Source organism: Gluconobacter cadivus (assembly GCF_015244745.1).
Classification (GTDB): domain Bacteria; phylum Pseudomonadota; class Alphaproteobacteria; order Acetobacterales; family Acetobacteraceae; genus Gluconobacter; species Gluconobacter cadivus.
The window spans coordinates 448,084-460,642 of sequence record NZ_JABCQI010000001.1; the positions used below are offsets into that span (position 1 = coordinate 448,084).

A 12,559-nucleotide genomic window follows, 5' to 3' on the forward strand; every position below is an offset into this window, starting at 1 on the left:
TGTGAAACACGCTCTTGTGCTTGAAGACAACCTGCCACACTTCGACGGTCGTCATTACCGAAACCCCGAAGAATGGCGCCCGGACGAGGCACGAACGGCCCGCAGTCCCTCGCAGCGGATCGGGAACATCTTCCGCTGGCAGATGGGCCTCAGGCCACGCTGGCCGGATGCCCTTCCCCCGCAGAAAACCTACGATCAGGTCACGCCTGCGCCGGGGGAATGCTGTGTCACGTTTGTCGGTCATGCGACCGTTCTGCTCCAGTTTGGCCGTGCAGGACGCGCGCCTCTGCGGATCATCACAGATCCGGTCTTTTCCGAACGCTGCTCCCCCTTCCGCAGTTTCGGTCCCCGCCGCGTCTGCCCGCCCGGCATCGCGCTGGATGCCCTTCCCCGCATCGACATCATCCTCGTCTCGCACTGTCATTACGACCACATGGACCTGCCGAGCCTGCGGGCACTGGCCGAACGTGACGATCCGCTCTGCATTTCCCTCCCGGGCAACCGTCGCCATCTGAAAAAGGCCGCTCTTCCGCGCATCGTCGAACTGGACTGGTGGGACGGCACGACTGATGACGGTGCCCACATCACAGCCACACCGGCGCTGCATGGAAGCGCACGCACGCCGTTCGATTCCAACCGCGCGCTCTGGGGTGGCTTCACGATCGAAGCGGATGGCCACACCGTGTTTTTCGCGGGCGACACGGCCTGGGGCAAACATTTCGACGCGATCCACCGTCGCTGGCCGGATATCGACCTCGCCATCCTGCCCATCGGGGCCTACGAGCCGCGCAACCTGATGCGCCGCGTTCACATGTCCCCCGAAGAGGCGCTCATGGCTTTCGATACGCTCAAGGCACAACAGGGCCTGCCGATCCATTTCGGCACGTTCCAGCTCACCGACGAGGCCATTCTGGAGCCGCCCACCCGTCTGGAGTTCGCCTGCCGACCCGCTGGCCGTCCTTTCAGGGCGCTGGAAAACGGTGACAGCCTCACTCTTCCGTCAGTTGACACAAAAAGCTAAACTGCCCTCCGACATCCTTTCCCCGGATTTTCTGTCATCGGGGACACCGCCATGTGGAAACCGTCATGAACGCCCAGAACGTCACTTTCACGTCAGACCAGATCACCGCCCTGTTCATCGACGCGGCCCGTGAAGGCGATACCGACCTCCTGACCCAGTTTCTGGATGCCGGCATGGCCATCGATACGCCGGACAGCCGTGGCTATACCGCCCTGATCGTCGCCACCTACAACGGCCATACGGACGCCACGCGCCTGCTGCTGGACCGCGGAGCCGACACGGAAGCCACCGATCTCAAGGGGGCCACCGCACTTTCGGGCGTCGCGTTCAAGGGCCTGACCGAGATTGCAACACTTCTGCTCGATCATGGCGCCGAGGTGGATCACGCCAATCATGCCGGTCGCACACCGCTGATGTTTTCCATCATGTTCAACCGCGAAGACATGGCGAAAAAGCTTCTTGCCGCCGGAGCAAACCCGGACCTGAAGGATGCGGACGGCGTTTCGGCCCGTGATCTGGCCGAACGCCAGCTCATGACCGGCCTGTTCGCCGGAGCGTCCGCATGAGTCGTTTCTGGAACCGCCGCGTTCAGGATCTGCACCCCTATGTACCGGGCGAACAGCCCAGACTCGCGGACCTGCTGAAGCTCAATACGAACGAGTCTCCCTACGGTCCGAGCCCGAAAGTGCTTCAAGCCATCCGGGACGTGGCGTCCGACGACCTGCGCCTCTATCCCGACCCGACAGCAGCAGACCTGCGGGAGACGATTGCGACCCGGTTCGGCACCACCGCCGATCGCGTTTTCGTCGGCAATGGCTCCGACGAAGTTCTGGCCCATGCCTTCCGCGCGCTGTTTCACGACGATGCGCCGGTCCTGTTCTCGGATGTGACCTACGGTTTTTATCCGGTCTATTGCGGCCTGTTCGACCAGCCGTTCCGCCACATTCCGCTCAATGACGATTTCACGATCGACATCGACTCCTATACTGGCGACTGCGGCGGAATCGCCGTCGCCAACCCGAATGCCAATACGGGAATCGCCCTGTCGCTCGAGCAGATCGAAACGCTCCTCAAGCGCCATCCTGACCGGACCGTCATCATCGACGAAGCCTATGTCGATTTCGGTGCCCAATCCGCCATTGAACTGACACATCGTCATGACAATCTTCTGGTCGTCCAGACGCTCTCAAAGTCCTACGCTCTGGCAGGACTGCGTGTGGGCTTTGCGATCGGTTCTCCGGAACTGATCGAGGGTCTCATCCGCGTCAAGGACAGTTTCAATTCCTATCCCCTCTCCCGCCCGGCACAGGCCGGGGCCATCGCCGCGATTCAGGATATCGAGTGGCTCGCAGACATCACGGCCCGCCTCGTTGCAAGCCGTGACCGGCTGGTTCCGCAACTGCAAAATCTTGGCTTCCAAGTCCTGCCATCCTGTGCCAATTTCATTCTTGTGCACCACCCGGAGCACAAGGCCGGAGCCATCGCCGCAGCCCTGCGCGAGCGTGCGATCCTTGTCCGGCACCTCTCCACCCCGCGCATCCAGGACTGGCTGCGTATCTCGATCGGAACGGACGAATCCTGCACCCGCCTGACTGACGTTTTGCGGGACATCCTCTCCTCCCGATCCTGAATTAACCGGACGGTAATGTTCCGTCCCCCATAATCATGAGCCAGACAGGGCCAGACGGGCGCGTTTATGCGCGCTCCATCCCGCCACCCTCCGGGTGGGTGAACGGGAGGCCCATGAATGTTTCATGCGGAAAGACCGAATACATGCGTGCATTTCAAGGACAGATGTCCGACAACCAGCCTATTCGCCGCAATCAGGCCGAAAAGGAAAAGCAGCTTCGGGACCTCAAGGAAACGATCGCTTCCATGAAGTCCCACACGTCTCCGACGCTGAAGGAAAGCATTCAGCGCCGCATTCGTGAGCTGGAAATCGAACTGCGCACCATTGCGCGCGAAAAAGCCGCGAAGGCCGCAAACCCGGACGCCCAGTCCGACCGCCAGCGCCGTCCGCCGCGCCGTAATACGATCCGTTCCATGTAAAGGATGGTCGCAGAGAGGCTGGTACGACAATTCCTCCGTACCAGCCTCTCTGCATCAAGACACCTGAACAGCGTCCCCGTGTGTCTCTGACGCCCGGTCCCATGCCGGCCCCATCAAACGTAGCCTCGTAGAGTGCAGGCCGTCCGTCTCGGTCAGAACGTAATAGGCAGTATATTCCCCGGTCGGTTTTCCCGGACGATCCATCAATGCTTTGAAAACATTGCGGTCCGCCGTCATCTGCGTTCTATCCCCGACCAAGGGCTGATTCCACATTTCCAGCGCTTCAGGCGCCCGTGCCCGGTCAATCATCAGGCAGTTCGGATCCACGAACCCGCCGTAGCTTTCGCGGAAAATCCCCCCTCCGATCCCGACCGACTCCCACTGATCCTCACAGACTGGTTTCAGTGTCCGCGGATGCACGAACCAGCGCCCTGCCCACGCCCAGTCCTGTCCTTCAATCGCCGCCAACAGAGAGGACAGATGGTCTGGCGCCCACCAGTTATCATCGTCGAGATAAGCAATGCGCGGAGCATTCGAAAGCTGGCTGAGTACGCTGCGCAATACGCCGCCGTCTCTCGCCCGCCCGAACCCTCCATGACGCTGCGACGTGGAATAGCCGGGCCAGAGCACTTCCACAGCCCAGCCCGGTGGCCGTCCTTCAATCGCGCTCTGAATCAGATCGTCAGCACCGTCTCCCGGAGGACAATCCAGACCGACAAGGATCTGAACCCGCAGATCTCCCACTTGCCGGAAAACAGACTGGATCGCTCGGACAATGGTAGGCCTCAGAAGGCTTGGCATGACAACCGCCACATCGAAAGGGCGCTGGTCGGGCGTGCCTGGATCAGCGAAAATATGAAGTCCGGGTTTCATGTCCGGCACGATACTGCGCCCTCAAAGCCCTGTCACCTCACGCGCTGCTCTCTTGCACTTCAACGCTACAGGGCACACCATGAGGGTCAGAATGATCACTGCGAAAGAGTCCAACGTGTCCGCTCCCTCTACCTTTTCGCACGAACAGCTGCTCGACCGTCTGGGCGAGGTCGCCGTCCGCGTTGGCCTGAACATCTCGCCGGGCCAGCAGCTCCTCATTACCGCACCACTCACGGCCGTCGCACTGGTCCGACGCGTCACGGAACACGCATACAAAGCCGGAGCTTCACTGGTCACGACCTTGTATGCGGATGATGAAACCACGCTCGCACGTTTCATCCACGCCCCGGACGACGCCTTCGACGTCGCTCCGACATGGCTGGCCGAGGGCATGGCGCGTGCGTTCCGTGAAGGCGCAGCCCGCATGGCCATCACCGGCGCCAACCCGACGCTGCTCAAAGGACAGGACCCCGAACGCATCGCACGCGCCAACCGCGCCAGTTCCAAGGCAAACCGTCCGGCGATGGAAATCATCACCCAGTTTGCCGTGAACTGGAACATCATCGCCTGCGCCACACCGGCCTGGGCCGAACAGGTCTTTCCGAACCTTCCCCCTGAAGAGGCGCTCGCTGCCCTGTGGGACGGTATCTTCAAAGCATCTCGCGTGGACGTGGCCGATCCTGTCGCCGAGTGGAAAGCCCATAACGCCGCCCTGCATGCCCGGGCGAAATTCATGAACGACAGCCGCTTCGATGCCCTGCATTTCAGTGGCCCGGGCACGGATCTGACAGTCGGTCTTGCGGACGGACATCTCTGGGCAGGCGGCTCGGAAAAATCCGGAAATGGCATCGTCTGCAACCCGAATATCCCGACCGAGGAAATCTTCACGACCCCGCATCGCAGCAAGGTCAACGGACGCGTCAGCAGCACCAAGCCGCTGTTCCATCAGGGAACTCTGATCGACGAAATCTCGGTGCGCTTTGAAAACGGCCGTATTGTCGAAGCAACCGCCAGTCAGGGCGAGGACGTGCTCAAGCGGATTCTCGATACCGATGAAGGCGCGGCACGGATTGGCGAAGTCGCCCTTGTACCGCATTCCTCGCCCATCTCGGCCAGCAAGATCCTGTATCGGAACACGCTGTTCGATGAGAATGCGTCCAGCCATATCGCACTCGGCCAGGCCTACACAAAATGCATGGTCGATATCGAAGGTCTGACGCCGGAAGAACTTCTGGAACGGGGCGTCAACGACTCCCTTATTCATATCGACTGGATGATCGGTTCGGACAAAATCGATCTTGATGGCCTCAAGAACGGCAACCGCGTGCCGCTGATGCGCGCTGGAGAATGGGTGCAGGTATGACGCTTTTCCGCATGACAGGCCTTACCGGCCTTTTCGTCTCTGTAGCGATGCTGCCTCTGGCCGCACAGGCACAGTCTTATCCGCAAGCCGGCTACCCTGCTCAGGGGGGCACCACAAGCCAGACCCAAATCGACGGAAGTGTGCCGCTTCAGGGAACTCCGCAGCAGACTCCTCAGATTCCGCCGCAGGTCCGTGCCGATATGGAGCGCGCCATGCAATACCCCCTGCCGCCAGACTTCATGACCCGTGCGGCAGCAACGATCGCCGAGCTTCAGGCCCGCAACATCCAGCCCCCCAACTCACATGGCGCAGGACTGGCCGAGACAATCAGCCGCATCAGCCAGATTCCCGGACTTGCGCCTGTCCTGCAAAGCCACGGCTTCACGCCCGAAAGCTTCGTGATGGGTATGACGACCTTCGGCATGACCCTTGCCGCCAGCAACGGCCAGCTTCCAGCCGGAATGCCAAGCCCCAATCCCGCCAATGTCGCGCTTTTCAAAGCCCAACCCCAACAGGTTACGGCCCTGATGCAGGCCATGGGCAATCCACCCCACTGAATACAAAACCGCGGCCGTGTTTCCAGCAGGATGACATGGCCGCTTCAGTCTCCGAAAAAGATCCGAATGCCCATCAAACTCGACCCCGCACTCCTCCCTGCTCTGGATATCCTTGGCATGGCCCAGTCCGGCGCCCTTCTTCGTGCCGAGCGGGAGACGCCATCAGATGGTATTCCCGCCTTCGTCACCCGAGCAGGCTGGGATGAACTCACAGCGACACATGCTGCAAACCACAATGCTCCCCACAGTGTGCTTCTTCCGGCGCTCGAAAAAGCCGTCGCCCGTATTCTAGCTCACGCAGCCCAAAACGCGTCGCAGACGGGCGAAATGACGCCTGTCACCACGCTGCAAAGCGATCTTTTTCCCAGCGATCCTGATCTGGTTCTGGCCTTCGTCCGTGACAGCACCCATCCCGTAGCCTGCGCCCTGATTGGCACAGCCACGCAGATCGAGGCAGCACTCCGTGGTCGGGACGCTGCTCAGGACTGACTGAACTGGCGAATGGCCAGTTCATCCAGCGCATTCTGTTCTTTTTTGAGCTCCGCCTGCCGCTCTTCTTCCTGCCGCTCCTCCTTCAGAGTTTTGACGGCTTCCATGGCAGCTCTCGCAATAATCAGTGCCGACCGCACAGTTTCACGATCCAGCGCGGCTTCGCGGCAGCGTGCCTGCGCTTCGGCAACAGCCTGCCGCCCGGCAGGAAGCCAGCGGCTGAAGGCTTCCACAGCACCATCCCCCGCTGTCGGACTGGAGGCGATCCGCTGCTCGCTCAGTATTTCTTCCTGAGCCGCCGACAGCTTTTCTTCCGCAGCCGTCTCACGCGCAACGGCCTCCGCAAAGCTTCTTTCAACCAGATCAAGCTCCTGCTCACGCAGGGTGATGAGAGTGTCGAGAGGTGAGTGTTCCATCCTGAAGGATCCTTTACGCCGCATTTAAAGGAGTGGTTTGCGGAATCGTCTGCATAATCTGGGCCAGTTGTTCAAAAGCCTCCGCACGCGTCGACCGCTCGTTCCGCCCCTGAGACAGGAACTGGTTCAGCTTGGGCACCAACGTGATGGCCTCGTCAACCTCACGATCAGTGCCTGACTTGTAAGCACCAAGACGGATCATATCCGCCATACGCTGATAGGTCGCCATCGCTGCGCGCGCACGTTGAGTAAGGGCGTTTTCCTCAAGAGAATTGCACCCCGGAACCGCACGGGACAGGGAGCGCAGGACATCAATGGCGGGATAGCGTCCCTGTTCACCAATCTTGCGATCCAGAATGATATGACCATCCAGAATACCGCGCACCGCGTCCGCAACCGGCTCGTTCTGGTCATCTCCCTCCACCAGCACAGTAAAGAGAGCCGTAATCATCCCCTGATCGGGATATCCCGGACCTGCGCGTTCCAGAAGGCGGGGCAGTTCGGCAAACACGGAAGGCGGGTAACCACGCGTCGCAGGGGGCTCCCCTGCAGAAAGACCAATTTCACGCAGCGCCATGCAAAACCGCGTCACGCTATCCATCAAAAGCAGAACCGACTTACCCTGATCCCGGAAATATTCCGCAATCGCCATGGCAGACAGCGCTGCTTCACGACGCATCAGTGGGGGTGAATCCGATGTTGCAATCACCAGAACGCTCCGGGCCAACCCTTCGGGCCCAAGATCATCCTCAATAAATTCTCGAACTTCTCGCCCGCGCTCACCCACAAGCGAAATCACGGCGACATCACATTCCGCCCCCCGCGCCAGCATTGAGAGCAGGGTCGATTTCCCAACACCCGACCCGGCGAAAAGCCCAAGCCTCTGACCGCGACGACAGGTCGTGAACGCATCAAGAGCGCGCACTCCGAGATCAATCCGTTCTCCCAGGCGTGCCCGACTGGCCGCGTTAGGGGGTGGACACTGGATCGCCTGACTCTTGATCGCAGGGAACAAAGGTCCTTTTCCATCAATCGGCTGCCCCAGCGGATCCACCACCCGCCCCAGCCAGCTTGAATTAACTCTCAGGCCACCGTCACGACGGCTGAGGGGAATTCTGGCCTCACAACCTGGGCCAATCCCATCCAGCGTACCAAACGACATTAGGCGCGCAACATCTCCCTGAAATCCCACAACCTCAGATTGTATAATCCGCCCGTCACGCGCCTTAACCGCGACTCGATCCCCAATCGTGATGAATCCATCGAGTCCGATCACGGTCATGCAAAGACCCACAACGTCTTTCACGCTTCCTTCAACCCAGTCGCAGGTGAAGTTCGTGAGCATTTCAAGCAGCTTGGCGTAATCGCTCATAAAGGCAGTTTTCGACCGTTTCCTGCGGATTATTCCGACTTCCCGACCCTACAACCCTATCGTTAAGAGGAGCTTAATGTTCCCCTTTAACGAGAATAATAATGACAATTTTACGATTTTTGATCCATGTCTATCGACAGACACAACCTTGGGTAGTAACCATTGATTCACCAAGCCGGGAGTTGAAACATGCGTATCCTTCTTGTCGATAGCGATCAGTCCGCCGCCGCCACATTGTCCCAGACACTGCGTAACGCGACCTTTACCGTCGATCATACGCCCTCTGGCGAAGAGGCCATCGAGATGCTGCGCCACTACGATTATGACGTGGTCGTGCTCGAACTGATGCTGAACGATCTGGAAGGATACGAAGTCATCCGGCGCGTCCGGGCAGCACGGATCACGACGCCGATCCTCGTCCTTTCGGCGCTGCTTCGCTCCCAGGCCAAGATCCGGGCTTTTTCCATGGGTGCTGACGATTACATGACGAAGCCTTATGACGCAGGCGAACTGGTCGCACGTCTTCAGGCCGTCATGCGACGTTCCCGGGGCTTTGCCGAGCCGAAACTGCGCGTCGGCAATCTGGAGCTGGATCTGAACGGCAAGAATGTTACCGTCGATGGCGCAGCCTTGCATCTGACAGGCAAGGAATACGCCATTCTGGAGCTTCTGGTGATCCGCAAAGGGTCCGTCCTGACCAAGGACGCGTTCCTCAATCACCTTTATGGCGGCATTGATGAACCGGAAATGAAGATCATTGACGTCTTCATCTGCAAGCTACGCCGGAAACTACAGAATGTCGGTGCAGGCAACCTGATCGCCACCGTCTGGGGACGTGGCTACATCCTGCGGGAAGACGATGTCTCAGAGACGGCTGCGCTCGCCAGCCTGCCTCCAGCAGTCACCGCACCCATCGTCGAAGCAGTCGTCTGATCTTTTGAGATCAGACGACTAGCCTGACACGCATAACGGGTGATGTCAGGCGCTTTCAGACATGAGCAATGGCGCGAATGATATCGCAGACATGATCAACCACTTCATGCACGAGCGCCTCGTCTTCTGCTTCTACCATAACGCGAATCAGCGGTTCCGTTCCGCTGGCGCGCAGAACAAGACGGCCACTCCCGGCCAGGCGTTCATCCGCCCAGGCCTTTGCAGCAGCAAGGTCTGGACTGCCCATCGGGCTGGCTCCTGAATAACGGACGTTTTTCAGGAGTTGCGGATACGGCGTGAAGAAACGGCAGATTTCACTGGCCGATCGCTTGGTTTCCACAGACACGGCCAGAACCTGCAAGGCGGCGATCAGACCGTCTCCTGTCGTGGCATAATCCGACAAAACCATATGTCCGGACTGCTCACCTCCGAGATTGGCCCCAATCTCGCGCATCCGCTCCACGACATACCGATCACCAACCGATGTCCGCTGAAGCTCAAGCCCTTTTTCCGCCAGAGCTTTTTCCAGCCCCATATTGGACATCACGGTCGTAACCACAGTGTTGCCGCGCAACCGTTCATGTTGCTTCCAGAAGGAAGCGATCAAACCGATGATCTGGTCTCCATCAACGAGATCGCCATTTTCATCCGCAATCAGAACCCGGTCCGCATCGCCATCCAGGGCAATGCCGAAATCCGCACCATGTTCCCGCACCGCCGCACACAAAGTTTCCGGATGGGTCGATCCCACACCGTCATTGATGTTCAGCCCATCCGGCTCACAGCCGATCTTGATGACCTCCGCCCCCAGTTCCCACAATGCTTTGGGTGCCACGCGGTAAGCAGAGCCATTGGCACAATCAATGACGATCTTCAGGCCATCCAGACGCAACCCTCGTGGGAACGACGCCTTTGCGTTCTCGATGTAACGACCAGCCGCATCCGTCAGGCGGGAAGCCCGTCCAATCCGTTCCGGAGAGGCCAGTCGGGCAGAAAGATCCTGAGCCATCAGGTCTTCGATTTCGCCTTCAACTTCGTCCGAAAGTTTGAAACCATCCGGCCCGAACAGCTTGATCCCATTATCTGTAAAAGGATTGTGGGACGCTGAGACCATGACCCCAAGATCAGCCCGGAGAGAACGGGTCAGCATAGCGATCGCAGGCGTGGGCAGCGGACCAACCAGAATCACGTCCATCCCTGCCGACAGGAAACCCGCAACCAGAGCACATTCCAGCATATAACCGGAAAGGCGCGTATCCTTGCCCAGAACGACGCTGTGTCGGCGGTTCTGGCTCCGCATGAAATACAGACCCGCCGCCTGCCCCAGTCTCTGCGCGATTTCCACCGTCATGGGCGCGGTATTGGCCGTCCCCCGGATGCCGTCAGTACCGAACAGAGACCTCTTGGTGGCCATAATGAAAAATCCTGCCTGTCTGCCAGAAATAAAAAAGGCGCGGCACCGAGGATAATTTCCTCAATGACGCGCCCGTTGGTGCGATTGGTTGCCTGATTAACCCGCCTGAGGCGCCGGATCAAACGCGCCGGGACGTGTGGTCGGAACGGACGCACGACGGTTGTCAGGCACCTGCTCGTCATCTGCAGTCCGCTCGATAGCCTCGCCGCGCATGATACGACCGACATCGTCACCCGTCAGCGTTTCATATTCCAGCAACGCTGCGGTCAGACGATGCAGATCATCAAGGCGCGTCGTCAGCAGATCATGGGCCTGCTTATAGGCCGTATCGATCAGAGCTTTGACTTCCTTGTCGATCTCTCGCGCGGTTTCTTCGGAAATATTCTTGTTCTGCGTCACGGAATGACCAAGGAACACTTCCTGCCCGTTATCGCCATAAGCGATCATGCCCAGCGTGTCGCTCATGCCCCATTCGGTCACCATCCGCCGTGCGAGATCTGTCGCACTTTTGATGTCGCCCGATGCCCCGGCGCTGACTTCCTCACGTCCGAAGATGATTTCTTCGGCAACGCGGCCACCCATGGCGATAACCAGTCGGGCCAGGCACCATTTACGGCTGTAGGAAATGTTATCCTTCTCCGGCAGTGTCATGACCAGACCCAGCGCACGACCACGCGGCACGATCGTCGCCTTGTGGATCGGATCACTGCCCGGGGTGAAGATCGCGCAGATGGCGTGGCCAGCTTCGTGATATGCCGTCGAGCGCTTTTCGTCTTCGGTCATGACCATGGAACGGCGCTCCGCCCCCATCATGACCTTGTCTTTGGCTTCTTCGAACTGTGCCATACCCACGGTCCGGCGTCCCTGACGGGCAGCCATAAGGGCCCCTTCGTTCACGAGATTGGACAGATCCGCACCCGAAAAACCCGGCGTTCCACGCGCAATCACCTTCGGGTCCACATCCGAAGACAGGGGCACTTTCTTCATGTGAACGCGCAGGATCTTTTCACGACCGGCCACATCGGGGTTCGGCACCACGACCTGACGGTCGAAACGACCCGGACGCAGCAAAGCCGGGTCCAGAACATCCGGACGGTTCGTCGCGGCAATCAGGATAACACCTTCATTGCTTTCGAAACCGTCCATCTCAACCAGCATCTGGTTCAGAGTCTGCTCGCGTTCGTCGTTACCGCCGCCAAGTCCCGCACCACGATGGCGGCCTACGGCGTCGATTTCGTCAATAAAGATGATGCAGGGCGCGGATTTCTTGCCCTGTTCGAACATGTCGCGCACACGCGACGCGCCGACGCCGACGAACATTTCCACAAAGTCCGAGCCGGAAATTGTGAAAAACGGAACATTGGCCTCGCCCGCAATAGCGCGCGCCAGCAGCGTCTTACCCGTGCCCGGAGGTCCGACCAGCAGCGCACCCTTGGGGATCTTGCCGCCCAGACGGGTGAATTTCTGCGGGTCGCGCAGGAACTCGACGATTTCCTGAAGCTCGGATTTCGCTTCGTCAATGCCCGCAACGTCTTCAAACGTCACACGACCGGTCTTTTCCGTCAGCAGCTTGGCGCGGGACTTGCCAAAGCCCATGGCCCGGCCACCACCGCCCTGCATCTGGCGGAAAACCATGAAGCACAGGCCCACCAGCAGCAGAACCGGCAAATAAGCGCTGGCATAACGCAGAATCGGGCTTTCTCCGCTGTCCATCGGCTTGGCGGTCACTTCGACGCCAGCAGAAGTCAGACGGCCCGGAAGGCTCGGATCAAGTGGGGCATAGGTCTCGAAAGACGTGCCGTTCGTCAGGGTTCCGGAGACATTCTGCTCCTGAATCACAACCGAACGCACCTGATGCTGGTCCACATCATGAATGAAATCGGAATAGGCGATCTGCTGGGCTGCATGCTGTCCGCCACCGGGCTGGAAGGCTGTCAGCACTGCCATTCCGACCACGATGATGACCGCCCAGATCGCGACGTTACGGCCTAAATTGTTCATCTCGCTCTCTGTCGTCCTTCAGACTGTTCCGTCAGATGCAGTACGGGATCACCCCTCACAACTGGCCGACC

General features: G+C 59.4%; 13 protein-coding genes. 8 read left to right on the forward strand and 5 right to left on the reverse strand.

From position 1 onward, the window contains the following. Positions 1-16: 16 nt before the first annotated feature. From HKD28_RS02035 to HKD28_RS02050, 4 genes are all read left to right on the forward strand, one after another. Complete coding sequence (locus HKD28_RS02035; protein ID WP_194266805.1) at positions 17-1,021, forward strand: MBL fold metallo-hydrolase; 1,005 nt, start codon at positions 17-19, stop codon at positions 1,019-1,021. Positions 1,022-1,086: 65 nt separating this feature from the next. Further along, a complete protein-coding gene (locus HKD28_RS02040) occupies positions 1,087-1,587 on the forward strand; it encodes an ankyrin repeat domain-containing protein (protein ID WP_194266653.1) in 501 nt (166 codons plus the stop codon). Further along, positions 1,584-2,651: a histidinol-phosphate transaminase gene (gene hisC / locus HKD28_RS02045; protein WP_194266654.1), complete on the forward strand. Its 1,068-nt coding sequence runs from the start codon at positions 1,584-1,586 to the stop codon at positions 2,649-2,651. Before HKD28_RS02040 ends, hisC begins: the two co-directional genes overlap by 4 nt. A 143-nt stretch (positions 2,652-2,794) precedes the next feature. Continuing rightward, complete coding sequence (locus HKD28_RS02050; protein WP_194266655.1) at positions 2,795-3,070, forward strand: hypothetical protein; 276 nt, start codon at positions 2,795-2,797, stop codon at positions 3,068-3,070. Between the two features lie 54 nt (positions 3,071-3,124). Here HKD28_RS02050 and HKD28_RS02055 read toward each other — a convergent pair whose 3' ends face one another. Beyond that, positions 3,125-3,943, reverse strand: coding sequence for a glycosyltransferase (locus HKD28_RS02055; protein ID WP_194266656.1), 819 nt, complete (start codon positions 3,941-3,943; stop codon positions 3,125-3,127). A 79-nt stretch (positions 3,944-4,022) separates the two neighbouring features. Here HKD28_RS02055 and HKD28_RS02060 point away from each other — a divergent pair, with 79 nt between their 5' ends. The 3 genes from HKD28_RS02060 (at position 4,023) to HKD28_RS02070 (ending at position 6,352) form a co-directional block, all read left to right on the forward strand. Beyond that, positions 4,023-5,306, forward strand: coding sequence for an aminopeptidase (locus tag HKD28_RS02060; RefSeq protein ID WP_194266657.1), 1,284 nt, complete (start codon positions 4,023-4,025; stop codon positions 5,304-5,306). Then, on the forward strand, positions 5,303-5,863 hold the full coding sequence (locus HKD28_RS02065; RefSeq protein WP_194266658.1) for a hypothetical protein: 561 nt from the start codon (positions 5,303-5,305) through the stop codon (positions 5,861-5,863). The genes HKD28_RS02060 and HKD28_RS02065 overlap by 4 nt, the downstream gene beginning before the upstream one ends. Before the next feature lie 66 nt (positions 5,864-5,929). After that, the gene (locus tag HKD28_RS02070; protein WP_194266659.1) at positions 5,930-6,352 is read left to right on the forward strand and encodes a hypothetical protein; all 423 of its coding nucleotides are present in this window, start codon (positions 5,930-5,932) and stop codon (positions 6,350-6,352) included. On the opposite strand, the gene fliJ is transcribed toward HKD28_RS02070, so the two are convergent. Both fliJ and fliI read right to left on the reverse strand, forming a co-directional pair. Then, entirely contained in the window at positions 6,343-6,768 is a 426-nt protein-coding gene (fliJ, locus tag HKD28_RS02075; RefSeq protein WP_194266660.1) for a flagellar export protein FliJ, read from the reverse strand. The two genes, HKD28_RS02070 and fliJ, sit on opposite strands and share 10 nt — an antisense overlap. 13 nt (positions 6,769-6,781) lie before the next feature. Then, a complete protein-coding gene (gene fliI, locus HKD28_RS02080) occupies positions 6,782-8,140 on the reverse strand; it encodes a flagellar protein export ATPase FliI (RefSeq protein WP_194266661.1) in 1,359 nt (452 codons plus the stop codon). Positions 8,141-8,329: 189 nt separating this feature from the next. Between fliI and HKD28_RS02085 the strand changes: the two genes are divergently transcribed. Next, positions 8,330-9,073: a response regulator transcription factor gene (locus tag HKD28_RS02085; RefSeq protein ID WP_194266662.1), complete on the forward strand. Its 744-nt coding sequence runs from the start codon at positions 8,330-8,332 to the stop codon at positions 9,071-9,073. Between the two features lie 55 nt (positions 9,074-9,128). Here HKD28_RS02085 and glmM read toward each other — a convergent pair whose 3' ends face one another. Beyond that, positions 9,129-10,487 (reverse strand): phosphoglucosamine mutase, encoded by a 1,359-nt coding sequence (gene glmM, locus HKD28_RS02090; protein ID WP_194266663.1) that lies wholly within the window; start codon positions 10,485-10,487, stop codon positions 9,129-9,131. Positions 10,488-10,583: 96 nt separating this feature from the next. Continuing rightward, complete coding sequence (gene ftsH / locus HKD28_RS02095) at positions 10,584-12,488, reverse strand: ATP-dependent zinc metalloprotease FtsH (RefSeq protein WP_099285457.1); 1,905 nt, start codon at positions 12,486-12,488, stop codon at positions 10,584-10,586. Between the last annotated feature and the right edge of the window lie 71 nt (positions 12,489-12,559).